Source organism: Herbaspirillum sp. C9C3 (assembly GCF_013359625.1).
Taxonomy (GTDB): Bacteria; Pseudomonadota; Gammaproteobacteria; order Burkholderiales; family Burkholderiaceae_D; genus Herbaspirillum.
In genome coordinates, this window is sequence record NZ_JABFMQ010000002.1 from 234,429 (window position 1) to 260,087 (window position 25,659).

At 53.9% G+C, this 25,659-nt stretch carries 24 protein-coding genes and 1 pseudogene; 15 read left to right on the forward strand and 10 right to left on the reverse strand.

The genetic code is table 11. The features are described 5' to 3' along the window. Positions 1–39: 39 nt before the first annotated feature. Positions 40–930, reverse strand: coding sequence for a LysR family transcriptional regulator (locus tag HNO82_RS03290; protein WP_175342735.1), 891 nt, complete (start codon positions 928–930; stop codon positions 40–42). 191 nt (positions 931–1,121) lie between these two features. Here HNO82_RS03290 and HNO82_RS03295 point away from each other — a divergent pair, with 191 nt between their 5' ends. Then, positions 1,122–2,552, forward strand: a complete 1,431-nt coding sequence (locus tag HNO82_RS03295) for an MFS transporter (RefSeq protein ID WP_249776922.1) — start codon at positions 1,122–1,124, stop codon at positions 2,550–2,552. A gap of 139 nt (positions 2,553–2,691) precedes the next feature. Continuing rightward, the gene (ylqF, locus tag HNO82_RS03300) at positions 2,692–3,648 is read left to right on the forward strand and encodes a ribosome biogenesis GTPase YlqF (protein WP_175342736.1); all 957 of its coding nucleotides are present in this window, start codon (positions 2,692–2,694) and stop codon (positions 3,646–3,648) included. Between the two features lie 152 nt (positions 3,649–3,800). On the opposite strand, the gene HNO82_RS03305 is transcribed toward ylqF, so the two are convergent. From HNO82_RS03305 to HNO82_RS03315, 3 genes are all read right to left on the reverse strand, one after another. Continuing rightward, positions 3,801–4,598 (reverse strand): MetQ/NlpA family ABC transporter substrate-binding protein, encoded by a 798-nt coding sequence (locus tag HNO82_RS03305; protein WP_008325958.1) that lies wholly within the window; start codon positions 4,596–4,598, stop codon positions 3,801–3,803. A 64-nt stretch (positions 4,599–4,662) separates the two neighbouring features. Continuing rightward, positions 4,663–5,316, reverse strand: a complete 654-nt coding sequence (locus tag HNO82_RS03310) for a methionine ABC transporter permease (protein WP_008325959.1) — start codon at positions 5,314–5,316, stop codon at positions 4,663–4,665. Beyond that, positions 5,306–6,343 carry a methionine ABC transporter ATP-binding protein gene (locus HNO82_RS03315; RefSeq protein ID WP_175342737.1) on the reverse strand — a complete coding sequence of 346 codons (1,038 nt, stop codon included), beginning with the start codon at positions 6,341–6,343 and terminating at the stop codon, positions 5,306–5,308. Before HNO82_RS03315 ends, HNO82_RS03310 begins: the two co-directional genes overlap by 11 nt. A gap of 419 nt (positions 6,344–6,762) precedes the next feature. On the opposite strand from HNO82_RS03315, the gene HNO82_RS03320 reads away from it, so the two are divergent. From HNO82_RS03320 to HNO82_RS03330, 3 genes are all read left to right on the forward strand, one after another. Beyond that, positions 6,763–7,005: a type II toxin-antitoxin system Phd/YefM family antitoxin gene (locus tag HNO82_RS03320; protein WP_008325962.1), complete on the forward strand. Its 243-nt coding sequence runs from the start codon at positions 6,763–6,765 to the stop codon at positions 7,003–7,005. Then, positions 7,002–7,259 (forward strand): type II toxin-antitoxin system YoeB family toxin, encoded by a 258-nt coding sequence (locus HNO82_RS03325; protein WP_175342738.1) that lies wholly within the window; start codon positions 7,002–7,004, stop codon positions 7,257–7,259. The genes HNO82_RS03320 and HNO82_RS03325 overlap by 4 nt, the downstream gene beginning before the upstream one ends. A 226-nt stretch (positions 7,260–7,485) precedes the next feature. After that, positions 7,486–8,724 (forward strand): porin, encoded by a 1,239-nt coding sequence (locus tag HNO82_RS03330; RefSeq protein WP_175342739.1) that lies wholly within the window; start codon positions 7,486–7,488, stop codon positions 8,722–8,724. Positions 8,725–9,011: 287 nt separating this feature from the next. Here HNO82_RS03330 and groL read toward each other — a convergent pair whose 3' ends face one another. Beyond that, positions 9,012–10,661: a chaperonin GroEL gene (gene groL / locus HNO82_RS03335; protein WP_008325965.1), complete on the reverse strand. Its 1,650-nt coding sequence runs from the start codon at positions 10,659–10,661 to the stop codon at positions 9,012–9,014. A gap of 142 nt (positions 10,662–10,803) precedes the next feature. Then, the gene (gene groES, locus HNO82_RS03340; RefSeq protein WP_008325967.1) at positions 10,804–11,094 is read right to left on the reverse strand and encodes a co-chaperone GroES; all 291 of its coding nucleotides are present in this window, start codon (positions 11,092–11,094) and stop codon (positions 10,804–10,806) included. Positions 11,095–11,639: 545 nt separating this feature from the next. On the opposite strand from groES, the gene HNO82_RS03345 reads away from it, so the two are divergent. Further along, on the forward strand, positions 11,640–12,068 hold the full coding sequence (locus HNO82_RS03345; RefSeq protein WP_175342740.1) for a hypothetical protein: 429 nt from the start codon (positions 11,640–11,642) through the stop codon (positions 12,066–12,068). Between the two features lie 91 nt (positions 12,069–12,159). Here HNO82_RS03345 and HNO82_RS03350 read toward each other — a convergent pair whose 3' ends face one another. After that, positions 12,160–12,606, reverse strand: coding sequence for a hypothetical protein (locus tag HNO82_RS03350; protein WP_175342741.1), 447 nt, complete (start codon positions 12,604–12,606; stop codon positions 12,160–12,162). 527 nt (positions 12,607–13,133) lie between these two features. Between HNO82_RS03350 and HNO82_RS03355 the strand changes: the two genes are divergently transcribed. Further along, on the forward strand, positions 13,134–14,477 hold the full coding sequence (locus HNO82_RS03355) for a hypothetical protein (protein WP_175342742.1): 1,344 nt from the start codon (positions 13,134–13,136) through the stop codon (positions 14,475–14,477). Here the strand turns inward: HNO82_RS03355 and HNO82_RS03360 are convergent. Further along, a complete protein-coding gene (locus HNO82_RS03360) occupies positions 14,437–15,279 on the reverse strand; it encodes a DUF2971 domain-containing protein (protein ID WP_175342743.1) in 843 nt (280 codons plus the stop codon). The two genes, HNO82_RS03355 and HNO82_RS03360, sit on opposite strands and share 41 nt — an antisense overlap. A 134-nt stretch (positions 15,280–15,413) precedes the next feature. Here HNO82_RS03360 and HNO82_RS03365 point away from each other — a divergent pair, with 134 nt between their 5' ends. From HNO82_RS03365 to HNO82_RS22170, 3 genes and pseudogenes are all read left to right on the forward strand, one after another. Continuing rightward, a complete protein-coding gene (locus HNO82_RS03365; RefSeq protein ID WP_175342744.1) occupies positions 15,414–15,731 on the forward strand; it encodes a hypothetical protein in 318 nt (105 codons plus the stop codon). A 67-nt stretch (positions 15,732–15,798) separates the two neighbouring features. Then, the gene (locus HNO82_RS03370) at positions 15,799–16,104 is read left to right on the forward strand and encodes a hypothetical protein (RefSeq protein ID WP_175342745.1); all 306 of its coding nucleotides are present in this window, start codon (positions 15,799–15,801) and stop codon (positions 16,102–16,104) included. A 396-nt stretch (positions 16,105–16,500) separates the two neighbouring features. Further along, positions 16,501–16,593 (forward strand): annotated as a pseudogene (locus HNO82_RS22170) (LysR substrate-binding domain-containing protein); the annotation flags it as partial. Between the two features lie 175 nt (positions 16,594–16,768). On the opposite strand, the gene HNO82_RS03375 reads toward HNO82_RS22170, so the two are convergent. Further along, entirely contained in the window at positions 16,769–16,927 is a 159-nt protein-coding gene (locus HNO82_RS03375) for a hypothetical protein (protein WP_175342746.1), read from the reverse strand. 170 nt (positions 16,928–17,097) lie between these two features. On the opposite strand from HNO82_RS03375, the gene HNO82_RS03380 reads away from it, so the two are divergent. The 4 genes from HNO82_RS03380 (at position 17,098) to HNO82_RS03395 (ending at position 23,762) form a co-directional block, all read left to right on the forward strand. Continuing rightward, positions 17,098–19,368: an ATP-dependent nuclease gene (locus tag HNO82_RS03380; protein ID WP_175342747.1), complete on the forward strand. Its 2,271-nt coding sequence runs from the start codon at positions 17,098–17,100 to the stop codon at positions 19,366–19,368. Beyond that, positions 19,365–21,110 (forward strand): UvrD-helicase domain-containing protein, encoded by a 1,746-nt coding sequence (locus tag HNO82_RS03385; RefSeq protein ID WP_175342748.1) that lies wholly within the window; start codon positions 19,365–19,367, stop codon positions 21,108–21,110. The genes HNO82_RS03380 and HNO82_RS03385 overlap by 4 nt, the downstream gene beginning before the upstream one ends. 821 nt (positions 21,111–21,931) lie before the next feature. Further along, positions 21,932–22,855, forward strand: coding sequence for a retron St85 family effector protein (locus HNO82_RS03390; protein WP_175342749.1), 924 nt, complete (start codon positions 21,932–21,934; stop codon positions 22,853–22,855). Next, the gene (locus tag HNO82_RS03395) at positions 22,845–23,762 is read left to right on the forward strand and encodes a retron St85 family RNA-directed DNA polymerase (RefSeq protein WP_175342750.1); all 918 of its coding nucleotides are present in this window, start codon (positions 22,845–22,847) and stop codon (positions 23,760–23,762) included. The genes HNO82_RS03390 and HNO82_RS03395 overlap by 11 nt, the downstream gene beginning before the upstream one ends. Positions 23,763–23,968: 206 nt before the next feature. Here HNO82_RS03395 and HNO82_RS03400 read toward each other — a convergent pair whose 3' ends face one another. Further along, entirely contained in the window at positions 23,969–25,009 is a 1,041-nt protein-coding gene (locus HNO82_RS03400; RefSeq protein WP_175342751.1) for a TIR domain-containing protein, read from the reverse strand. A gap of 333 nt (positions 25,010–25,342) precedes the next feature. Here HNO82_RS03400 and HNO82_RS03405 point away from each other — a divergent pair, with 333 nt between their 5' ends. Beyond that, complete coding sequence (locus tag HNO82_RS03405) at positions 25,343–25,615, forward strand: hypothetical protein (RefSeq protein ID WP_175342752.1); 273 nt, start codon at positions 25,343–25,345, stop codon at positions 25,613–25,615. Positions 25,616–25,659: the final 44 nt, after the last annotated feature.

A 25,659-nucleotide genomic window follows, 5' to 3' on the forward strand; every position in this document is an offset into this window, starting at 1 on the left:
CGCCTTGTTTTATGCACAGGCCGCATGCCGGATTCTTCATCAAACCTCGGCAGGCTCATACGCCTCATACGCCTCATACGCCGCAATGATCGCATCGGCCACCGCCCGCACCCGCGCCGTGCGGTTCAGGTCGCTGTGCAGCACCAGCCACATGTCGTAAGGCACGGCGCGCTGCGGCCAGATGCGCACCAGGCCGCTGGCCTTGTCGCCCACGTGGGTGGGTAGTTCGCCAATGCCGAAACCCGCTTGCAGACTGTCATACATGACCAGGCCGGTGCTCACTTCCATGGCCACGCTGGCGTGGGCGATGGATTCGCCGCAGATCTGCTCGGACTTGCTGGGCGAGACGCTGCGCGGATAGATCACTACGTCATGTCCCTTGAGGCCCGTACCGGGATCGGGTATTCCGCGCTTTTTCACATAGGCTTTCGAGGCATACATGCCGGTATGCAGCCGCTTGAGATGGCGCGCGATCAGGTCTGGCGCATCCGGCCGCAGGGTGCGCACGGCAATGTCGGCTTCGCGTTTGGTGAGGTTGGTGATCTGGGTGGAGGTCGAGAGCACCACGCGGATTTTCGGATGCTCCTGGCGCAGCCGGTGCAAGGCCGGTAACAGGAAATGGCGCGCCGTAATGTCGGTGGCCGCCAGCCGCACCACGCCGCACAGGCGTTCGTCCATGCCCTGCATCTGCCGTTGCAGTTGTTCCGCGCCTTGCTCCATCTGGTTGGCCGCCGCAGCGGCCAGCTCGCCCGCCGGGGTCGGTACGTAGCCGCTGGGCGTGCGCAGGAACAGGCGCGCTCCCAGCGAGCTTTCCAGGGCGGCCAGGCGGCGGCCCACAGTGGCCTGGTCGATCTCCAGCTGTTCGGCGGCCCCGCGCAAGGTGCCCACGCGATAGATGGCCAGGAAGATGCGGGCGTTGTCCCAATCCATGATGTGCCTTTGCTGCAAGAGGGGAGGTAAGTGATGGCCTGATGCAAATTTGCATCAGCGTGCTGATCTTATACCTCTTTATTGCATCACTGTCCAAGCCTAGAATCTGCCCCATTGAACCCCGCCCCGGCGTTTCCGGTCGCGGGTTTGCGGTTCTCCCTCGCACCGTGCGTGCAGAAAGTCCTGTTGCCATGTCTTCCACACAATGCCCTCGCGCGCCAGCCTCGGTGCTGGTACCTCCCATTGCCCGTGCCACCCCGCATGCCGGCATGCTGCCGCTGGTGGCGCTGGCCATCGGTTTCGTCATGGCCATGCTGGACGTGACGGTGGTCAACGTGGGGCTGTCCAATATCTCCACCAGCCTGGATGCGCCATTGTCGATGCTGGTGTGGATCGTCGACGGCTACACGCTGACGTTTGCCGCCATGCTGCTGGTGGGGGGGGCTCTGGCTGATCGCTTCGGGGCGCGCCGGTTGTACCTGACCGGGCTGTTCCTGTTCGTGCTGGCCTCGCTGCTGTGCGGGGCCGCGCCCAACGGCCCCTTCCTGATCGCGGCACGTCTGCTGCAGGGCTTGGGCGCGGCCTTCTTCATGCCCAGTTCGCTGAGCCTGCTCACGCACGTCTATGAGGATGACCGTGTGCGTGCCCGCATGCTGGGCGTCTGGTCGGCGACTGTCGGCCTGGCTGCTGCCACCGGGCCGCTGCTGGGCGGTGTGCTGATCCACTGGCTGGGCTGGCGCAGCGTGTTCCTCATCAACGTGCCGGTGGGCCTCTTGGGTTTGCTGATGGCGCGCAGGTTCATTCCGCAGGTGGTCGGCCATGCCCGCGCACTGCACCTCTACAGCCATCTGGCGGGCGTGATCATGCTGGCCGGGCTGTCCTTCGTCCTGATCCAGGGACCGGTGTATGGCTGGACCTCGCCGCGCATCCTGGCTGCGCTGGCGGTGGCGGTGCTGGCTGCGGTGGCGCTGGTGCGGCATGAACTGCGCGGCATTGCGCCGCTGTTGCCCAAGGCGCTGTTTGCCACGCCGCAGTTTGCGGCGGCCAATGGTATCGGGTTCCTGATCAACTTCGGGGTCTATGGCAACCTCTTCTATCTGGCGCTGTTCCTGCAGCAGGGCAGGGGCGCGGATGCGCTGCAGACCGGCTTGCAGCTGGTGCCGATGATGGCGGTGATCTTCTTCGGCAATCTGATGTCGGGCCGCATGGCCGCCCACTGGGGGCCGCGTGTACCGCTGCTGCTGGGGCTGTCGGTGGGCACGGTCTTTACCGCCGTGGCGATGGTTTTCCGTCCCGAGACGCCTTACTGGCTGCTGGCCCTGGTGTGCGCGGCGGCCAACCTGGGCATCAGTACGGCCATTCCCGCCATGACCACGGTGGTCATGCAGGTGGCCGGCAAGGCCCATGCCAACAGCGCGGCGGCGGCACTCAATGCCAATCGCCAGATCGGTGCGCTGGTCGGCGTGGCCTTGATGGGCGCGATCCTGCACAGCGTTCAGGGCTGGAGTCTGCGCAATCCGCTGGCCTTCGGCGTGATGGCGCTGGCCTACGGCGTCGCCTTGTGGCTGGTGTGGCGCTTTGTGGGCGTTGTCAAGGAGCAATGGGTGACCCGGCGCGCGTGAGTGCGGGTGTTGTTCCCTGTCCAATGGCCTGCCCCGACTTGTGCGCGGCAGGCCGTTTTCTTGGGGATTTGTTAGGGTTTGGCGGGGCAGGGCCGTAAAATAGCGCCTTCACGAAATACGCATCAGAAAGAAGCTCCGCATGTCCATCCAATGGTTCCCCGGTCACATGAACTCCGCCCGCCGCAAGGCCGCGGAGAGCATGGAAAAAGTCGATATGGTCATCGAAGTGGTCGATGCCCGCCTGCCGCAGGCCAGCTGCAATCCCATGATCGAGCAGTTGCGCAATGCGCGCCAGCGTCCCTGCCTGAAGATCTTGAACAAGACCGACATGGCCGACCCGGTGGCTACGCAAGCCTGGATCGACTTCTACAACAGCCAGAAGGGCGTGACTGCCGTGGCGCTGTCCTGCAAGAAGCCCTCGGACGTGGCGCGCGTGCCCAAGCTGGCCATCCAGGTGGCACCGCATCGCGGCACCGCCCTGAAGCCGCTGCGCATGATGATCATGGGCATCCCCAACGTGGGCAAGTCGACCCTGATGAATGCGCTGCTGAAAAAGCGCGTGGCCGCCGTGGGCGATGAACCGGCCGTGACCAAGACGCAGCAGCGGCTCTATCTCGGCAACAACATGGTGCTCACCGATACCCCCGGCATGCTCTGGCCCAAGATCGAGCATCCCAGCGATGGTCTCATGCTGGCGGCCAGCCATGCGGTGGGCAGCAATGCCCTCATCGAAGAGGAAGTGGCGACCTTTCTGGCCGACCTGCTGCTGCAGCGTTATCCGCAACTGCTCAAGGCACGGTATGGCTTCAATACTGACGGCATGGATGGCGTGGCGGTGGTAGAGGGTGTGGCGGCCAAGCGCGGTTTTCGTCTCAAGGGAGGCGACTTCGATTTCGAGAAGGCCGCCCATACCTTCCTGCAGGATTATCGCAGCGGTGCATTGGGTCGCATCTCGCTGGAGACACCGCAGTCGCGTGCCGAGCTGCTGGCGACTTATCGGTCCACCGACAATCCTGATGCCCTGCAGGCCGAGGATGAAGAGGAAGATGACGAGGACTACGACTGGCGAGACGCTCCGGATCACCGGGGGCGCTGAATCTAAGTTTTGCTCTGCGGAAAACTTAGAAAGCGGATTTCAGAAACTAAGTTTTTGGGGATCACCGGCAAGCCACCAATTCCCGCTCAATGAAAAAGGCCAGCTCGATGAGCTGGCCTTTTCGTTGATGCAGGCAAGTGAGGCGTGGCGGATTACCAGGAGGTGATCACGGAACCCTTGTACTTTTCCAGCACGAACTTCTTCACTTCCGGGCTGTGATAAGCCTTGACCAGCTTGGCGACCCAAGGCTTGTCCTTGTCGGCAGCGCGCACGGCGATCACGTTGACGTAGGGACCGGTGGAGGCTTCCACGGCGATCGAATCCTTGGTCGGGGACAGGCCGGCCGATTCAGCGTAGTTGCCGTTGATGACGGCAGCGTCGAAGTCATCCAGCGAACGCGGCAGTTGCGCAGCATCCAGCTCGACGATCTTGATCTTCTTGGGGTTCTCGACGATATCCAGCGGGGTGGCCTTCAGACCGGCATCGGCTTTGAGCTTGATCACGCCCTTGGCCTGCAACACCAGCAGGGCACGGCCACCGTTGGTAGGATCGTTGGGCACACCCACGCGAGCGCCCGGCTTGAGGTCGTTGAGCGACTTGATCTTCTTGGAGTACACGCCCATCGGGAAGGTGATGGTGCTGCCAACGCTGACGAACTTGTAGCCACGGTCCTTGATCTGCGCATCCAGGTAGGGCTGGTGCTGGTAGGAGTTGGCGTCCAGGTCACCGGCGGCCAGGGCGGCGTTGGGCTGGATGTAGTCGGTGAATTCGATGACCTTCATCTTCACGCCGTCTTTTTCGAGCAGCTTCTTGACCTGTTCCATGATCTCGGCGTGGGGACCGGCGGTCACACCCATCTTGATCTGGTCTTCGGCCATGGCCGGGGCCGAGATCAGGCCGGCGGCCAGACCCAGACCGGCGATGAATTGAATCAACTGACGACGCTTCATGACTTTCCTTTCGAGCTTTGAGGTGGGCAGCAGATAGCTGCCGTTTTTGTAGAGATTGCAGTGCTCAGCGGTGGCTGAGCTTGCGGACCAGCAGGTCTCCCAGGGATTGCACCACCTGGACGAACACGATCAGGATCAGCACCACGGCCAGCATGACTTCCGGCAGGAAGCGCTGGTAGCCATAGCGGATGCCCAGGTCGCCCAGGCCGCCGCCGCCGATGGCGCCGGCCATGGCCGAATAGCCGACCAGGCTGACGAAGGTGATCGTGAGACCGGCGACGATACCAGCAAATGCCTCGGGCACCAATACCTTGTAAATGATTTGCCAGGTGGTGGCACCCATGGCCTGGGCCGCTTCCACCAGGCCGTGATCGACTTCGCGCAATGCGGTCTCGACCAGGCGCGCGATGAAGGGCGCGGCGGCGATGGTCAGCGGCACGATGGCCGCGGCGGTGCCGATGGAGGTACCCACGAAGAAGCGCGTCATCGGAATCACCGCCACCAGCAGGATGATGAAGGGCGTGGAACGCACTGCATTGACCAGCAGGCCGGCCACGCGATTGAACGCCACATTGGGCAGCACGCCCTTGGATTCGGTGATGTGCAGGGCGATGCCCAGCGGGATGCCCAGCAGCGAACCGACCACGCCGGAGATGGCCACCATCATCAGCGTCTCGCCGAAGGCGCTGATGAACAGATCGATCAGTTCAGATGACATGGTTGAGCTCCTCGACGACCACGCCCTGTTCGCGCAGGTACTGCATGGCCTGGTTGATGTTGTCCTGGGTGCCGTTGGCGAGAATCGCCAGCGAACCGAAAGCCTGTCCCTGGATCTCGTCGATCTGGCCGTGCAGGATGTTGAAGTTCAGGTTGAAGCGGCGCACCGCTTCCGACAGGTGCGGCTGGTCCACATCACTGCCGGTGAAGGCGAAGCGGAACAGGTGGTCGGTCCCCTGTCCGGCATCGGCACGCGCCAGGCGTTCGCGCAGACGCGCCAGCACCCCCTTGGGCAGTTCGTGGGCGATGACGTCGCCGATCAGGGCACGGGTGACTTCGTGGCGCGGCTGGCGGAACACCTCCAGCACTTCACCCTGTTCGATCACCTGGCCGGCTTCCATGACGGCCACGCGATCGCAGATGTCCTTGATCACCTCCATCTGGTGCGTGATCAGCACGATGGTCAGGCCCAGTTCGCGGTTGATCTTGCGCAGCAGGTCGAGGATGGAGCGGGTGGTTTCGGGGTCCAGCGCCGAGGTGGCTTCGTCCGACAGCAAGACCTTGGGATCGTTGGCCAGGGCGCGGGCGATGCCTACGCGCTGCTTCTGGCCGCCGGAAATCTGCGCCGGATAGCGGTCGCGCAGGGCGGTCAGTCCGACCAGTTCCAGCAGGGGCTCGACCTTGGCGGCGATGTCGGCTTTGCTCTTGCCGGCCAGTTCCAGCGGCAGGGCGATGTTGTCGTAGACGCTGCGCGAAGAGAGCAGGTTGAAATGCTGGAAGATCATGCCGATGCCACGGCGAGCCTCGCGCAGTTGCGAGGCCGACAGCGAGGTCAGGTCCTGGCCGTCGAGCAGGATGCGGCCGGCAGTGGGGCGGTTGAGCAGGTTCAGGGTGCGCACCAGCGTACTCTTGCCGGCGCCGCTTCTGCCGATGATGCCGAAGATCTCGCCCTTGCGGATCGACAAATCGACATGGCGCACCGCGTCGACATTGCCGAAGCGCTGGGTGACAGCTTGTATTTCGATCATGATGAAAAAGAAGAAATGGCAGCGGGCCCCGGGCGCCTGCGCCAGCGCGGCATCATGGGACGCTGCGGGCGGGTCAGGACCTCAGGTCTCCACTGCCATCAATATTTTTATAAGAAGCCGTTATTTTAAGGCTGCAAGGTTATATAGGGAAAATAAATTTTCGCCTATGTATATAACCGGCGCGTCTTAGCACGGGGCGGGAAGTGCTTTGTGGACTGGATTTGCTGACCGGATCGCGGTTCGCGGAGAGGGCAGGACAATAGCTTGTCTCGTTGTTGAACGAGAAAGTATTCGAATAAATTTTGTCGTTCAGTCCATTTTTCGCTGGAATGCCTTGGATGACGCAGCGGGCGCTTATCTTCCTGAATTTTTGCCCGGCGTGCTGCAGCGCGCCGGGCAAAGACGCCGGAATCCCTCCCATGTACGCCTTTCCTGTCACGGACCTCGCCCTGCGCCTCGATGCGCTGCTGGAGCTGGCCGATATCGATGAAGTCATTCTCACCCGCGAAGGTGCCGACAACCTGGTGCTGGTGCGCGAACCTGTCTGGCGCGGGGTGCAGGAAGCCCTGCACCTGCTGGGCAACGATCTGAACGCCGAGCGTCTGCTGTGCAGCCTGCTGCAACTGCGCGCCGAGCTGCTGCCGCTGAACAATCCGACATGACCCCGCTCTGCATGACCCCGCTGGCCCGGGAAGACCTGGCCTGGTGGCGCCGTCACGACCGTCGGGTTGCGCGTCAGTTGCTTCATTTGATGCGTCGGCTACGTGACGACTCCTGCATTCCACCGGCTCGACAGGTGGCCTTGCCCCTGCGTCTGCCCGGTCTGTTCGCCCTGCGCCTGCATGGCGAACATCGTCTGGTCATCGAGCGCGTGGCGGGCAGGGTGGTGATCCATCAATGCCGCTTCCATTTCTGATGGCCTCCCAAGTTTGACTCCCACTATACGCGACAGGTGTGGTGATAAAACATCGGAATAGTCTCATAAATGAATGAAATTCAAGGAATGATGCTTTTGAAGAAATAAAGACGGTTTAGATTTGCCGTGACTTCTTGATTTACTTTGGGAAGCCTGGGTGGTCCCTTCGCCATGCTGCGACGCCCGCCCGCCAATCAACAGCAATCAAACCACTACGGAGTACTCTATGAAAAAGTCCATCCTGGCCCTGGCCGTGCTGGGTGCCTTCGCCGGCGCGGCGCACGCGCAAAGCGGCAGCGTGACCATCTACGGTGCGGTCGATGCCAGCCTGTCCTATACCAACAAGATCGCCACCAAGGACGGCAAGGAGACGGGCGGCCAGATGGCGCTCGATTCCGGTCTGCTCAAGGGTTCGCGCCTGGGCATCAAGGGTATCGAAGACCTGGGCGGCGGCCTCAAGGCCGTCTTCACGATCGAGAACGGATTCAATGTCGATACCGGCGAGGCAGGTCAGGGCGGCGTGCTGTGGGGCCGTCAGGCGACCATCGGCCTGTCCGGCAACTTCGGTACCATCCTGGCCGGCCGCCAGAAGGACGTCCTGGACGATGTGGGCAGCATCAGCTCGGCGGGCGACTTCGGCGGCGTGGTCAGCCGGGTCCACTCGCTGAACCTGGATCGCACCAACGGCGAGCGCGTCAACAACTCCATCCGCTACAACACCCCGAACTTCAACGGTTTCACCGGTAGCGTCATCTACGGCTTCGGCGAGACAGCCGGCAGCACCGGCGCCGGCCAGTCCTTCGGCCTGGGTGGTACCTATGCCAATGGTCCGTTGAACATCGGTCTGGGTTATTTCCAGAGCAAGTTGGGCGCAAGCTCCAGTGATGTCAACGGTCCTGCGGCTTGCAAGGGCGAGGTGGTTGGCAAGGACCGTGCCGGTGATACCTGCCTGAAGACCTGGACGCTGGCTGCGGCCTACGACTTCGGTGCGGCCAGGGTCTACGGTTCCTATTCGCACGTGGCGCTGCCGCTGGGGAAGGTACCGTCGGAGATCGCCAACAATCCGAAGCATGACTACAGCTTCGCCTCGCTGGCACATCCCAAGGGCCGTAATCCCCAGCCGAAGTACACGATGGACAGCACCGGTCACTACGTCATCGGCGGTGCCAACAACCGTTCCAGCAGTACGCTGGATATCGGTGTGAACTACCGCGTCGCGCCGTCTCTGTCGCTGATCAGCAGCCTGCAGTACACCCGCGCCAGGTTCATCGGCAGCGCCGATGGCCGCCTGCTGCAGGTCAACCTGGGCGCCAAGTATGACCTGTCCAAGCGCACCAGCACCTATGCCGTCGTACGCAACCTGCGTTCGTCCGACATGTACAGCGTCGGCCTGGGCAAGGAACGCGTCCCTGGTCTGGACCGCAGCCAGACCGGCATCAACGCCGGCCTGATCCACAGCTTCTAAGATCTGGCACTGCATCCGGGCTCGTGGGAGCCCGATGTTTGGCCCGCATCCGCAAGGATGCGGGTTTTTTTTATACCTCGTTGCGGCACGACACATGGTGCCGGCGCAGTGTGCGCTGAGCGGCTTTCCTGACAGCGCGGGTACGCAAGGGCCTTGGCATCGTTTTGGTGATGGCGCAAGGGAGCCGGTCCGAGCGCAGGGCAAGAAAAAACCCGCATCATTGCTGATGCGGGTTTTTCACTTGCAGCACAGGCCATGCAGCGCATGGCCCGCAGCCGGAAGGCCAATTACATCATGCCGTCCATGCCGCCCATGCCGCCCATACCACCCATGCCGCCAGGCATGCCGGCCGGCTTGTCTTCTGCCACTTCGGCCACCAGGGCGTCGGTGGTCAGGATCAGGCTGGCCACGGAGGCAGCGTTCTGCAGGGCCGAACGGGTCACCTTGGCCGGATCCAGCACGCCCAGTTCCACCAGGTCACCGTAGGTGCCGTTGGAAGCGTTGTAGCCGAAGTTGCCCGAACCTTCCAGCACCTTGTTCACCACCACCGACGGCTCGTCGCCGGCGTTGAAGACGATCTGGCGCAGCGGTTCTTCGATGGCGCGCAGCACGATCTTGATACCGGCTTCCTGGTCAGGATTGTCGCCCTTCAGGTCCTTGACGTTGGCGCGAGCGCGCAGCAGGGCCACGCCACCGCCAGGCACGACGCCTTCTTCAACAGCAGCGCGGGTAGCGTGCAGGGCGTCTTCGACGCGGGCCTTCTTTTCCTTCATTTCGACTTCGGTGGCAGCGCCAACCTTGATCAGTGCAACACCGCCAGCCAGCTTGGCCACGCGCTCTTGCAGCTTTTCACGGTCGTAGTCGGAGGTGGCTTCGCCGATCTGCGTGCGGATCATTGCCACGCGTGCTTCGATGCCAGCGGCTTCGCCGTTGCCGTCGATGATGGTGGTGTTTTCCTTGCCGATTTCAACGCGCTTGGCTTGGCCCAGTTCAGCCAGGGTAGCCTTTTCCAGGGTCAGGCCGACTTCTTCGGCGATCACTTGGCCGCCGGTCAGGATGGCGATGTCTTCCAGCATGGCCTTGCGGCGGTCGCCGAAGCCAGGAGCCTTGACGGCAGCAGTCTTCAGGATGCCACGGATGTTGTTGACCACCAGGGTAGCCAGGGCTTCGCCTTCGACGTCTTCAGCCACGATCAGCAGCGGACGGCCAGCCTTGGCGACTTGTTCCAGCACCGGCAGCAGGTCACGGATGTTGGAGATCTTCTTGTCGAACAGCAGGATGAAGGGATTGTCCAGGGCGACGATCTGCTTCTCTTGGTTGTTGATGAAGTACGGCGACAGGTAGCCGCGGTCGAACTGCATACCTTCGACGATGTCCAGTTCGTTTTCCAGCGACTTGCCGTCTTCGACGGTGATGACGCCTTCCTTGCCGACCTTTTCCATGGCCTTGGCGATGATGTCGCCGATGTCCGCGTCGGAGTTGGCCGAGATCGAGCCGACTTGAGCGATTTCCTTGGAGGTGGTGGTGGGCTTGGCCAGGTTCTTCACTTCGCCGACGATGGCGGTGACAGCCTTGTCGATACCGCGCTTCAGGTCGGTCGGGTTGAAGCCGGCGGCGACGTACTTGAAGCCTTCGCGCACGATGGCTTGCGCCAGCACGGTGGCGGTGGTGGTACCGTCACCGGCGTTGTCGGAGGTCTTGGAAGCGACTTCCTTGACCAGCTGGGCACCCATGTTTTCCAGCTTGTCCTTCAGTTCGATTTCCTTGGCGACGGAAACGCCGTCCTTGGTCACGGTCGGGGCGCCGAAGCTGCGCTCGAGCACGACGTTGCGGCCCTTGGGACCCAGGGTGACCTTGACTGCATTGGCCAGGATGTTGACGCCGTTGACGACCTTGGCGCGTGCTTCATCGCCGAAAATAACTTGCTTTGCTGCCATGTTGGATTCTCCAGAAATTCGGTTCAGTTCATATAGCCTGGCGCGCGACTGAAATTTCAGGGGCGCCGGCTGCTGTCTTGCTGCCGCAGGCCTTCAGATTTTCTCTATCTATATAGAAGGAAAAGGAAGGCCGGATGCCGAATTACTTCTCGACGACGGCGAACAGGTCTTCTTCGCGCATGACCAGCAGTTCCTGGCCATCGACCTTCACGGCCTGGCCGGAGTACTTGCCGAACAGAACGCGGTCGCCGACCTTCACGGCCAGTTGACGGACCTTGCCATCTTCCAGGATCTTGCCGTTGCCGACGGCCAGGACTTCGCCTTGGTCCGGCTTTTCGGTCGCTGCGTCAGGCAGAACGATACCGGAAGCAGTCTTGGTTTCCTGGTCGAGGCGCTTGACGATAACGCGATCGTGCAAAGGGCGAAGATTCATGAGAACTCCTTAATTTTCAATAAGTTAGCATTGATTGCGGCGTAGCCTGCAACGGTTTTCTTCCAAATGCAGCAAACCTCACCGCAAGAAAAAGGGGATTGCGTCCGGCGGTGCTGTTAGCACTCTGCCGTGACGAGTGCTAAGTATAGGGATGGGGCGGGGAATTTTCAAGGCGTCGATGGCTGTCCGCGATCATAATTAATGTCATTGCGATCAAAAATAATGACACTGATATTCCGCTTTAAAATCAAAGCCTTGAACGTCATCTGAGTATGACCTTTGTGGCTTCAGGCGATATCTTCGCTATGAAGATCGTAAATTTTCTGCAGAAATTTAAATTTGATTTTTTTGAGCTTGGGCTGGCGTTTAATCGCCTGCGCTGAGTGTTGTGTCGGAATTCAGCTAAGTCTGAACTTTATTCATTTAATGTCGGAAATCGTCTAAGTCTGGATTTTTGTCACTTAACCCTGGATTTTTCGGAAGTCACTCAAGACCGAACTCCGTTCATCCTTTATCTATAAGCCCTTCATAAGGAAATATTGCTCATGGGAATGCCGTCATTGGTCGTCGTACGTTTTGGGGAAAATCAAGTTCACTTTCGCCGGCAAAACGGCTCTCCTGAAGCCGTTGGGATTCACCTACTGGACATGCTGGAGTCGGCAGATTCGATCAAGCCCCGGGCCCACTTTCATACCGGCAGCTATTTCCTGCGTTTTATCTTCCAGGCAGGCTATGGCGACGAGCCAATTTCGCCAAAAATGCGTGACGTACTTCCCATCTATGAGGCTATAGCCCTGGACGACAACGTCATGGGCGACTGGGAATTTGCCTATGAGTTTTCAGCCGATCCGGCCGGGAATTGGACTGTTTCCTATGCCGAAGACTGTGATGGAGAGCGCTGGTCGGAGCTGGCCGGGGCCGCCGAAAAACTCACTCCTGAACAGCTGCGCGATCATCTTGATAGTGCCCACTGAACTACGCGATTTACTCGCCAGAACGAAGAAATCCAGAGTTAAGTGAACAAAGTAGGGAAAATCCAGAGTTAGATGACTTTTTAGGACAGAGTTAGCTGACACCAGTGTGGAGCGAGGTGCTCTGGGCCTGGACCCGCACTCCAGACTTAGACGACTTCCGCCATTTAACTCTGAACTTTCCTGTTGAAATTCGTGTTTCCAAAAGGTAACGTTTGAGCGCTAAGCCAGACGGCATGGTCGGTCTGCCCTCTCTGAGGTCAAGCCAGCCCGAATCTCGTATTGCTGTATCAAACACCTTGGTTAAATATTTGGCGTCTTTTTCTGAAATATCGCCAAATGGGCGTATGACATCTATCCCTTTCCTTCTCCCTATTTCCGTCAAATAAATTGGTAGGTCGTCAACGGACCTCCTCACTCCTCCGGCTTCTGTTTGGAAGTGGCCGTTCAAAATCGCTGAAATAATTGCATTTTGGAAATGAATTTGTTTCCAACTGGGTTGTGCATCGAAATACTGGGTTTTCTTCGACGTTTGGCGCATGTCCTGTCTGCAGTACAGGCAGATCGCCAGATTGGGTATGGATCACGTATGGCTATGTTCCTATCGTGCAACTACTTTGCGATTGGGCATATTTACGGAAAAGTGCCGCCAAGAAGCGCCACTCAATTGAATTTTTTGCAATGGAAATATTGCGTTCTGAAGGCAAGTATTTTCTGCCTATGGTCTATCCGTATCTAGAAATTGGCCCTCCAACGCAGCATGGTGCCTATCTGATGGAGACCTTTAATAAAGGGCGGCGGGAGGCATCACTCTTAGAACAACAGAAGCTGATAGCGTGACGGCCCTGCAGAGGAATCAGTGCGCCGAGCACTGCAGCCATTGCCGCTGACTCGTAAACTTCATTTGAGACGGGAAGGAGTTCACCCATTCATTCGAAATCGACATTCCGCAATCGGATACACGCCAATAAATTGAGACTTTACGGGGCTTCAGGAACTGGCCTGCTCGAATGTAATATTCAGTTGAGGCTTCTCTATTGATTGCAGATTTTTTCCTCTAAGGAAGATATGTTCGAGATCTTCACCACGCGTGAAATCGCTATAGGAATCTGGCTATTTGTTTTTACTGTCTGGGTGTTTTCGCTAGACCAGATGCCAAGCATGATCGGCAACCTGGTGCGTACGGCATGTAGTTGGCCAATATTGGCACCTTTCCTCGTGTTGACTTTATATGTCTGTGGCCTTGTTTTTGCGCTTTATCACGTAGGTTACTGGGATGCCGGTCTACTTAAAACGACCGTGATCTGGTTTTTAACCATCGCCTGCGTCTCGTTTTTCAGAACCCCTACCATTGCAAATGACGAACATTATTTGCGAAATACAATTAAGGACAACATCAAAGTAATCGTTGCGATCCAGTTTGTCGTCAATTTCTTCCCGCTGCCATTCTGGATGGAGCTAATTACGGTTCCGGTCATTGCGTTCTTTGCCGCGACTAAGGTGTTTTCAGAAACAAAGCCAGAATATGCTTCAGCTACCTCCTTCCTCTCCGGGGTTTTGGTGACATGGGGCTTGGTGCTCTTGACGTATTCAGCTTACAAACTAGTTGTCGATTTCGACTCGTTCGCCCAGTTCGGCACGTTCAAAGATTTTCTTCTCCCGTTTCTTCTTTCCTTCGCATTGCTGCCCTTTACCATCACGTTTGCTGCAGTCACCAAGTACCAGACCGCATTTGGCTATCAAGTAGATTCGATCATTGAAGACAAGTGGTTGCGAAGATACGCAAAATGCGTTGCAGTAGTTCGATTCCACCTTCGTACGAAATTTCTGCAAAGATGGACCAGAGACATCCGCAATCGGCCGCCCAAGACACGTACCGAGGTTCGAGCTGCAATTGGACGGCTTATCCATCTGGATATGAGAGAGAAGAATCCACCAACAGTGAATTTCTCGGATGGATGGTCGCCGTATCGTGCGAGAGAAGTCTTCAAGGGAAATGGTATCATCCCAGATGACTATCACGAGGGCTATATTGATGGCTCATGGTCCGCCAGTAGGCTCCACAAAGAAATAACGCGAGGTGTCTATCCGTGCAATGTGTCGTACTACATTACTGGAAAGGAGTTTGTTGCGAATGAGCTTAAGCTTCTTCTCAACGTCAACGCCACAGAGTCTCAAGAAGAGGCGTTGCAAGAGCTTGCATTGCTTTCAACCATCTTGTTTCAATTCGCACTTTGTATAGATCTTGAAGAGGATCTCTTCAAAAAAATCACGAGCGGCATTGAATTTTCCTTCAACGAGGCCGGCAAGGAAGTCGTATTAAGTAGAGAAGAGTGGCCGTCCGGTACCGGACGATCCTTTACGTTTTTGATTAGGAATGCAGCTTTAGATCGGACTGATTTAATTGGTTGATTGTTTTTTCTCTCATGTCTGTGTTGAATACACCTTGTCCATTTTGTGACCATAGAACCGCGCTATTCATTTTCCAGGTGCTGTCGTCAAAATAGGCGATCTCTATATTGGCATGGGGAACATGCTCTCGTATCTGCTCAAGTCTGCGTTTGTCTTCTTCGCTATTAAGCGCAAGCCATCTTGTACCCAGGTGTACGCTCTTTATTGATTCTTTGCGAATCGAAGCGAAGTATCTCCCTGTGAAATCCCCATTCGAGTCCCTTTCCAGTTTGGCCCCCGATTCCTCTAAATATCGACCAGATCGCACAACTCGCACCTCCTCTTCATATGCCCACTCGCTGCTTTTGTGAAGAAATGCGCGCTGCAGTGCCTCCAAATGAAGTGGGTCAAATTGCTGGATCTCGCCACGCATCACTTCGGGGGCTTCGGAGCCGATGTATGGGTGTTGAGGTTTTGAGCCTGTGTAAATGAGCGATCCATATTTGGCTGGTATGACGCAGGTGTCCGTGGCATTCAAGCCGGCCTCATTGGCATCGATGCCAATCACCACCCCTCGATGCTTTTCGCCATAGTGAGCCCACATGATGGGATTCAATGGTGCTCGCGTGAGGCAACAGATGCCAAAGCTATTTAAAAATGGCCAACGACCTATCCCTCCATGAGGATATTGTAATTCCCCTGTGTAATGTGCCGAACTCAATTCGGTCGGATCATTGAATGTGTTTCCGTTGGAAAACGTAATGGTGCCATGCTGCAACATCAACAGGGCGGTCTCTGTCGTCGCATATTTGTACAAGATCATCTGAGGTTCCAGTCTTCAGATTCTGAGCCGTGCTTCGATCAATCTTTTATATAGACACTCCTTGACGGAGTATCTCAAGGTTTCGTTTAATTGTTCAGCTGCTTAGTGCCCTCAAAATTTTTTGGAGAGATCGTATGGAAATCAAAGGCCTTGATGAATTTAGCCGGCATCTCAAACAGTTGGCAGAAAACGCGTCGAAAATTGATGGAACGCAAAATGTACCGCTGCCTGATCTTCTCACGCCCGAATTCATGTCAGCGCACACTCGTTTTCCAAATGCGCAAGCATTGTTCGACGGGAGTGGCTTCAAGCTAGATAGTGTCGAGGATCTTAAAGCAATTCCGGACGAAGACTGGGACCGTTATATTCAAGCTGAATCTTCTTTCTCATCTTGGCGAGACATGCTGTCTGCGGCGGGGGTGATTTGGATGAAGAAAAAACTCGGCCTTTAAGTCTGATTCCCGTTTCAGACGAACAAAACGCTTGATATTTTCGTTTCCAATTTGGGAATGTGCTGCCATGAACGCCAAGGTCGTCTCGCCGTCTATCTCTGAGTCAGCATTTTCTTGCCCTCACTGCGGAGCTTTTACTACTCAATATTGGTACGACGCAACCATCCAACGTAGGCGGAAAGATACTCCAGTTCCGTTCTTTCCCGATGCGGGATTCAGAGAGAGGATTTCGCACGAAAAAGCAATAGATGAAGATGCTCGCCGACATTTACTGGAGTTCGCGCAAAAAGTGGAAAGTGGTTTACCTAAAATGCAGCTATTCCGGAACTGGTTGATGCAAGCTCTGAGTGAAAGTCCGAGCTTACAACCATAAAAGCTGTTCGAACGCATAACAAAATTGGGGGAAACGCATGGCTAAAAACGACGTGTTGCTTGTCGATAGCATCATGACGCGAAGATGGATTCTGAGGCGATTGGAGATCGAGGAGAAGCCTTCGAATTGTTCTCCTTCGAACAAATTCTGAAGAGCCATGACTTGAGTCGCGAAGAGCTACTTGTTTGCTGGGTGGATGGGAGTGACGACGGAGGGATTGACGGTTTCTACACTTTCGTCAACGGATTGCTTGTGCAAAATACCGATACGTTTCAGTGGCCGCGAAAAGATGCTGCGATCGACATCTATGTCATTAGCTGCAAACATCTCGATTCGTGTGCAGAGTCATCGTCAAATCACTGGTCGAATTCTGCAACATAAGAACTTCGAGATACGATGATCCCTCCACTAACTACTCTGCAGTCGTTCGAAGCAATCGCTTGGCGAAAGAGCTTTAATCTCGCGGCTGCCGAGCTTCATCTGACCGCACTCCCATCTTTTCCGCGCTTCAGCTTCATGCAATCGATTTTCTCCCCGCGACCGTAGAACATCAACGAAAGTTGATTTTAGATGCTCGATGCGTGGGAAATATTAATACCGTACCGTGTGCTCCTCGCGCGTTTGCTTTTGACTTAACTCCGGCGACAGATTTAATAATGTTGCCTCAATAAAATTCATAAGTCATTTGCGAACGTGTCCCAATATCTGTCTCAAGCTGAAGAAGTGATTCATTAAGATATGCCGTTTTTAAAGGTAAATTTTTTCTGAGGAGGAGCTGGTAGATGGTTGTATCTGCGGCTGCGCGCGTGACTGCTAATGCCATTGTTTGTGCTGCCAAGACAGCCTATTTTTGCTGGTGATGGAGTACAGGAATTTTATTAAGCAAATAATAGGAAGAAGTCTGACATTCGAAACTGGTTGGGGCGCTGTTTCTCAAAAAATAGCTGCATCTGGGGTGCTAGTTAGCATCGAATCTATCTACGAGATTGCATCGTGAAAATAAAGACAATAAAGATAAAGAACTTCCGCTTGTTGCATAATATCTCTCTGCAGCTTGAGGATGAAACCACAGTAGTGGTCGGGCGTAATAATTGCGGAAAGACTTCGTTCTCGGACATAATCCGAAAGTTTCTTTCAGAGCGTAGCACGTTCGAAATCGAGGATTTTTCCAGTGCTTGCTACGACCAATTTTGTGAGGCGCATAGGGAGTACCTAGAGGGTACTGATGTTGAAAGAGTTCGTGCGATCGTGCCGTCGATCGAGCTTCGACTTCACGTGGAATATGATCCTAAAATCCCCAGTTTTGGACCACTCAGCCAATTCATCTTAGATGATGACGATGATTGCACGGAAGCGATTATCGTGTGCTCACGAAGTGTTGCCTCTGGCAAGATTGCAGACCTGTTCGAAGGACACCAGAAAGCGGTCCTAAACGGCGACGACGCGGATCGTCTAGCGCTCTTCCGTAGTTTGGCAGAACGCGTTCCGCATCTTTTCGCCACACGTATATGGGCGGAAAACCCGCTAGACCCGTCCGATATACGTGAGGCAACGCACAAATCGGTTACAAACTTTCTCTCCCTTGGTTTTGTGAATGCGCAACGTGCACTTGACGGCACCGGAGGCCGCGACACCGATGTACTTGCAAAGGTGCTGGAGGGATTGTTCATAAGTGCATCCGTTTCGACGGCGGATGGATCGCAAAAAAACATTGCGGAAGGGCTCAAAAAGGCCGTAGAGGAAATCCAAGTGGGGATAGACACGGATTTTAAGGGCCAATTAGCTAAGCTCATGCCCGCGATTGAGAATTTCGGGTATCCGGGACTGGATAACATGCCATTGCAGCCGGCGACAAAACTAGACGTCGGTAAACTTTTGTCCGACTTCACGAAAGTTCAATACGCTGGTTACAGTGGAGTGCAGTTACCCGAATCCTACAATGGTCTTGGCTACCGCAACCTCCTTTATATCTTACTCAAGATCGTTGGATTTTTCCGAGAGTATCGGGCTTATCCGAACGCACCTGGCGTGCAGCTGATCGTGATCGAAGAGCCGGAGGCTCATCTCCATCCGCAGATGCAAGAAGTCTTCATTCGGCAATTGCCGGTAATTGTAAGGAAATTATGTGAAGCAGAAGGCGAAGACGTTTCGTGGCCGGTGCAATTCGTCGTATCTACACACTCTCCTCACATCGCGAACGAGGCTAGGTTCAACACCATCCGCTATTTCGCGCGGACCTCAGCCGCACTCCCTATTGGCGTCCGATCTACACAGGTGAAGGACCTCAGCAGTGACCTCGCCGGTTTAAAGGGGCCTGTTTCTGACTTTCTGCATCAATATCTTACGCTCACGCGCTGTGATCTCTTTTTCGCGGACAAGGCTATACTGATTGAGGGGACGACTGAGAGGCTAATATTGCCGCAAGCGATGCGTGCCCTTGATGCTATTGATCCATCCTTAAAGCTTGGAATCCAATACATCACGATCATGGAGGTTGGTGGGGCCTATGCACAGTTGTTCATCCCGCTACTCGAGTTTTTGGGCCTACGAACCCTGATTATTACCGACCTCGATGCAGTCAAACGCAACAACGACAAGAAACTTGAAGCTTGCTTGGTCCATCAGGGGGAGAGTACGAGCAATTCTTGCATTAAACACTGGTTCACGAAGAGCATCGCCAGACCGGAGGCGAACGAAGCATCTAGTGAGGAAATTACTACTGGTTCTGAAGTTGGTCCGGAAACGTCCCAAGATACTCTACGGGAAGAGCCTGCAAAGGCCGGCACTAAATCCCTGCATACCGTTAACGGCGACCTGGGCGACGAGGAAGAGGTCTCCGATGAAACGCATTTATTCTCTCTGTCTACAGCATTGTTGGCGACTGAGGACGCCAAGACTCGCGACACTCTTCGACTAGCCTATCAGGTCCCAGAAGCGCCGAATGGACCGTGTGGTCGTACGTTTGAAGATGCATTCATCCTTGCGAACCAAACTTTGTTTGGCATCACCGGTGCGACGCATGACGTGCTTGCCAAAGCCGCTCAAGATAAAGCTGAAAAACAGAAGAAATCAAAATTTGCACTGACATATGCAATTAAGAAAACCAACTGGGTTACCCCGCGATACATTGCTGACGGGTTGCGCTGGCTTGCAATGAACAATGTCGCTGTCGTAGATCCCGGCATATCACTAGCAGTTGAGGCGAAGGCGGCCAATCTGATCAATGCGCTCGTTGACACTGAAGCTTCCGGAGTCCTTAAATGAACGAGACCTCCCAACTCAACCAAAATCCAGCCGAGGTCGCCGCAGCCAGCGCATGGCATGCGCTGAAAAGCTGCCTCGATGAAGGGCAGAGTTTTGTGTTTGAAGCCGGCGCAGGTGCAGGCAAGACCTACTCGCTGATTGCTGCGCTTCGCTATATTTTACTGAGTCAGTCACGAGCGCTTCAACGCAACCATCAACAAGTTGCGTGTATCACCTATACGAATGTTGCGAGGGACATGATCATAGCGCAGACGGACGGTGATCCGACGATTTACTGCGACACCACCCATGCGTTCGCATGGATGCTCGTCAGTCCTTTTCAAAAACGCCTTTGCGAGTTGGTTCCTACGCTCCTCGGTTGGAAGGATCGGCTCGATGAACTTCAAGCCGCGAATATCGTCAAGGTTGGTTATACTCTTGGCCGACGATCCATTGAAAACGGGACTGCGAATTTGCACCATGAAGACATTTTTCCAGTTTTCATTGAGCTCATGCAATCTGCTAAGTTTCGTAACATGATCTCGTCACGCTTCCCACTCATTTTTGTAGATGAGTACCAAGATACGAACGCGAAGATAGTCGAATGTTTTAAAAGCCATTTCCTGGGCAAAAAATATGCTCCTCTATTCGGCTTTTTCGGAGATCACTGGCAAAAGATCTATGGCGACGGCTGCGGGGCAATCATCCACGATGCGCTGAAGCGTATCGACAAGAAAGCGAATTTTCGCAGTACGAAGCCTATCGTCGACAGCTTGAACCTCATTCGTCGGGAACTCGCGCAGGAGGTAAAAGATCCTACTGAACCGGGCGACGTCAGGACTTTTCATACCAACGGATGGTCAGGCAGGCGGCTCACGGCTAACCACTGGCAGGGCGATCTTCCTGAGGCAGAAGCGGCGCGAGCGCTTAGCACTGTGCGCACCGAGCTGGAAAAAGCTGGCTGGGATTTTACTAAAAACACGAAAATCCTGATGTTAACTCATAGAGCACTGGCCGCAGAGATGGGCTATAGCTCAATGCGAACCGTCTTTGAGTTCAATGATTCTTACACTCGAAAGGCCAACGAGATCATCGCGTACTTTCACGAACATCTGGAGCCGGCTGCGCGCGCATACCTCTCAAAGCAGTTCGGCAAAATGTTTATAGCGATTGATGCCTCGCGTCCGGTAATGAACAGTCCCGCTGACAAGGCTAGGTGGGCAAGCGCGATGAAGCGCCTCTGCGAGCTTCGTGAGACAGGTACGATTGGTGATGTACTTGCACATTTGGCTTCTACAGGCTTGCCACTACTTTCCGATGCAGTTGTGCGCCAAGAGCGTGCGCTTGCTGACGCGCTTTTGAGCGGCACCCCGTTGACGGGACGCATTAAGGAGCTTCATGCACTTCACGGAGTGTCATATAAGGAGATCATAGCTCTCTGTAAATATCTCGATGGCCACTCTCCATTTGAGACTAAACATGGAGTGAAGGGCGACCAGTTCGATAACGTCCTAGTTGTGTTCGGGCGTGGCTGGAACGAATATGATTTCAACCTGTTCCTCAAAATGGCTGGAAATCCAAGCTTGATTGGAGCTCGTGCGGAGGCCTATGAGCGCTATCGCAACCTGTTCTATGTCGCAGTCTCTCGGCCGAAAAAACGTTTAGCTCTTCTTTTCACACATTTTCTTGAACCAGAAGCCATGACGACATTGTCGAGATGGTTTGGTGGTCAACCTATCCGGGATATTGGACCAGCACTTTGAGTGCTTATGGCGCAACTGCCCCAGCTCAGAGGCACACCGTTAATATCTGCAAGATTTGATGGCAACAGACTTGGGTCGAGCTGAGACGCAATCTTGCAATAAACAATTCCTTCCGTTTGGAAAGCATTTTTGCGCTGATTTTGTTTTGCGCCGCATCTTACATTTGCTCAGTCCTTAAGCCCTCACCGGCAGATGAGTCTTTTTCCAACTTAGATCGTAGTCGGTCTAATTCTAAATTCTCTACGAAATTGCCGGTGAAAAGACGATTCCATTCGGCAACCGTTGCGCCCAGAACAACTGTTTCGGGAGTCATCGTGCGAACATTTGTGAAATCAAATTTCTTCCGCTTTAACATGTCTACCTAGGATATATCTACTGACGGTATTTATTATTGTACACGGCTGAGAAGGGAGCCATAAATTAGCGTTTGACAGCTTGTGCCTTCAAACTGCTCTGAAAAAATATGCATCCACCTCAGTTCCAGTCTTGCGCAAGGCGAAGATGGGTGTGGGGGCTGCACTTGTCCGTTATCTACGCTTCAGAATCAGCTGCTAAATCTAAAAGGTCTGCTTCTGGCCGAAGCGGATACGCGCGGCGGCCACGTTCTTTCCACTTATTGACGAGCTTTTTAATTACGTGATACCGTCATCACCTCAATTACGCGTTTTGATGTTCAAGCATATTTCTGGACATTAATGTCGGGCGGAGCGCCAGACTGAATGAATTGGTACCACTGACAGCGCAGAAAGCCGCGCCCGTCCCGGCTCGCCGCGACGAACACGCCTTCCTGCGCTGTAATTTATGGTAGTTGAGACTTCTTCGTGCTAAAAATAATAGAAAATTTTGCGGAGGCCATCGATCTACAAAGATCGAAGGTGGTCAATGGTCCAAAGAAAGTGACCATATTCGGGGGCAAAACCGAAAACCCCGATTCTGAACTATCACAGCGAGGCACGTTTCTGCTCCTTGCGTCAAAGTTGGCGGATAGCTTTATTGTTCCAGAGCACATCAAAAGCTGGAACCACTTCGATACCTACAAGGATCTCCTATCATTTGAAGAAGACATATGTGCCATCGTCGATGGAGTGCTGGTATTTCTTGAGACCGCAGGTGCTATTGCTGAATTGGGGTGCCTGGTAAAAAACCCGGATATAGCACCAAAACTGATTGTGGTCGTAAACAGTGAACATGATCAGGACTCGTTCATTCACCTCGGCATGCTCAAATATCTAGATGAAGCGTTTGCAGACGTGAATGTAATCTTCTCTGTGAATGGATCTCTGGGAAGCGATGAATCTGCATATATCAGTACGGAGCTCCAGCGGCGATTTGCCGATATGCCCAAGACTGAGACATTCAGAGTTGGGCAGTTGCGCCATCTTTTATTTTTATTAGTTGATTTTGTCGAGCTAATCCAAGTTGCGCGAATAAGTGACATTCAGCACCTTTTGAAGTGCCTTCGCTATGAGATTCCCAAAGCTAGGCTAGAACAATTGCTTTTTGTTCTTAAAAATCTGGGTTTCATCAACGAGAAAAAGATACTTGGCGAGCGCTGCCTATATGTAGATATAGATTCAGAGCGGCCTGAGATTGAGTACGCGTTTAGCGGATCGCCCGCGAAGAAGTTGTCCTGGAAAGCCAACTTCTTTGAGCAGACAACGGGCGATAGGTGGCGAAAGCATTCATTCAAAGTCCTCAGGTCAACCTCTTCTGCAGAGAAGAGCGAGGTGCAGAATGCTGCTTAAAGAACTTATGCTTGAGTCGCTCCCGTTCTCATCTGGAGAGCTTGAAGTCCTAATCGGCACTGCGCCTTTTAGGTATAAAGAATACAAGATTCCAAAAAGAGACAGCGACAAGTTTCGTCAGATATCCCAGCCGACTCCCGAAGTGAAATTACTTCAGCGGTGGGTGGTTGTAAATGTACTTAGCCAATTTCCAGTTCATCCCGCCGCAACTGCATATCGTAGTGGCCGAGGTCTGCTGGAAAATGTTCGGCCACATCAGAAGAATCGTTTTCTTTTGAAAGTCGATTTCAAGGATTTTTTTCCCTCAATTACTTCTGAAAACTTCAAAGTTTTCTTAAAGGAATCGTCTTATTCTGACGCTGAGATTCGTATTCTCTGCAATATTTTGTTTAAATTGGATAGGCGAACGGAGCAGCTTCGTTTGGCTATTGGTGCCCCTAGCTCTCCAGCTTTATCCAATATTCTCATGTATCGCTTCGACGAAGTCATCTCTAAATTTTGTGATCGGCTATATGTTGTCTATACACGTTATGCGGATGATCTAACCTTTTCGACCAATGAGCGCGATGTGCTCTGCAAGGTAGAGAAGGCGCTCCCTGAAGTCATTGCTGAGTTTGGTTTGATTGCATTGACTGTCAATCAAGAGAAGACTAGGCATGCATCGAAGAAGACTGGACGTCAGATTACTGGGCTGAATATAAGCTCGGAAGGTGAGGTCTCGATTGGTCGAGATAGGAAGCGGCTACTTAGGGTGCAAATATTCAAGTTCAGTAAGGGGGAATTGACCGCGGATGAAATCGATAGCCTTCGGGGCTACATCGCGTTCTTGCAGTATGCCGAGCCGGCGCATGTTACCCGACTGAGGAGCTCATTTGGCGATGACCTTATTTCTCGCTTATGCTCTTAGAACAATGTTTGTTGGCTGAAGCGGGCACAAAATCTGTAGAGATCGGCGGGGTTAGTGTTGCCGAGATCCGATATTCGCGATCGCTGCAACAATTTCCGATATAACTCCTGTCGGTGATCGGCTAGAAGCAGATGCCTTACGCTGACAGGAGACGCCATCCAGCACCTGACGCGACAACTTGCCTGCGTAGAACGACAAGTGCCTGCTTAGTGGGATTGATCATCCTCAAGAGCTTGAGCTTGCTCCTTCTTGAATTGAACGTAGTCCCGCCATGCGGCCTTATTGTTTTCGTCGACAGAAACTTCGAGATAGTCATCCCTAATTGTCGAAAGGATTTTCGGCATCGTCTTTTGCATCTCCTGAGCTGCATTTCTGATCAAATTCCAAACGGCCTCTCTACGAGCAGGCAAGGGAAGATCGCCCGTATTTGTGAAAATATATGCGCTATTGTCATGGTTGGGGTGATATTCCTCTGCATGACGAACCGTTTCATGAAAACTTTCGTGGTAGTGACGAAAGAGATTGAGCAAGTTTTGATCGTAAAGATGAAACAGGCTGTTGCTCATGACACCGTTAAACCCTTCCCAAAAATACAAAACCCTATCAGACAGCATGTGCGGGCATTCTTGAACGTGCTGATCGAGGGTTGGAAGATGAAGGCTACTCATTACCCAATTTATGTTGCTGACATCATGATTCCGCTTTCGTTGCTCCGGCGTCTCAACACTATTTGGTTTTTCTGGATCATTTTTGACAATCGAACCAAGTGCTGTTGCTAGAACCGCTGCCAGATCGTTCAGATGCTTCTTCGATGATGGGTTCGGCGATGAATACTTTGTGGCCCTATGACGGTCAAAATCGAATGGAAGGTCAGCTGGAAATTTTCCAAACGCATCATTAAAAAGGAGGATGGTTCTCTGCCATCCGACATTCGCAATAGCGTAACCCAACTCAAAAACCACATTCGGGTTAGGTGTTTTCTTCCCGGATTGGTCTGAATTGATGGTTGTGATGTCACATACGAAAGCATCAGCACTCGCAATCTTTGCCAAGATCGTAGTGGGAATGTTCGGGCTTCCTGAAACTGAGCGGGTTGCTTCGTCAATGTCAACGATCAAGTTTTCTTCTTGTCGCTCGACGGACGACGCTGCCGCTCTTAGTGCTTGCCGTATCAAGGACCTGTTCGACGAGTCAGGTAGGTCGCTCTGCCATGAGTAAAAGACAGAAAGTCGCTTCGGTTCGCTCATTTTTTTCTCCACTCGAAATAGTCAATCGAATAACCTGCTTCCAGCAGGCTGTAATCATTTTATTCGGAAATAAATTGCAGAAGCAGCAAGCTAGCCATCTGGCGAAGATGGTCAGTATATTCAAGTTGACGGCACATCTGAGTCATTGACCAGGTCGAGAGGCCTCATCTCTGCATGGTGGGACCGCTCGTTATCTCCGTATCGTTGAAGAGATAAGGTCTAACAAGATTGCTTTTGGGCAGGCAGAATATCGTTCCGCGGGGCGGTCCATTGACGCTATGAGTTTCGGTTTCGAAAAAATTGTAGGATCAGCTACAAAAATCTGGGGGTAGGATGAGTAAGGAAGAAAGCCAGCAGGAAGGGAAAAATCTGACGTCAACGGAAATCAAGGATCTTGCACAAGCAGAAGAAGCGAGAGCAAAGACGTTTTCCACTCGGGTTGAGTTGATACGCAGGACAATTCCTGCTGTGCTAGTCGGATATGGAGTTGTCCTTTCATATCTATATTTTGTTTTGGGTCTACGTTTCTTTCCATCAGGACTGAACGTGGGGGATACGCTCTTTCTTATATTTGTGACTTTTGGATATACCGAATCCGCTCAATGATGACTATATCTGGATCAGCGCTGAATAGTCGAGAGAGACCGCTG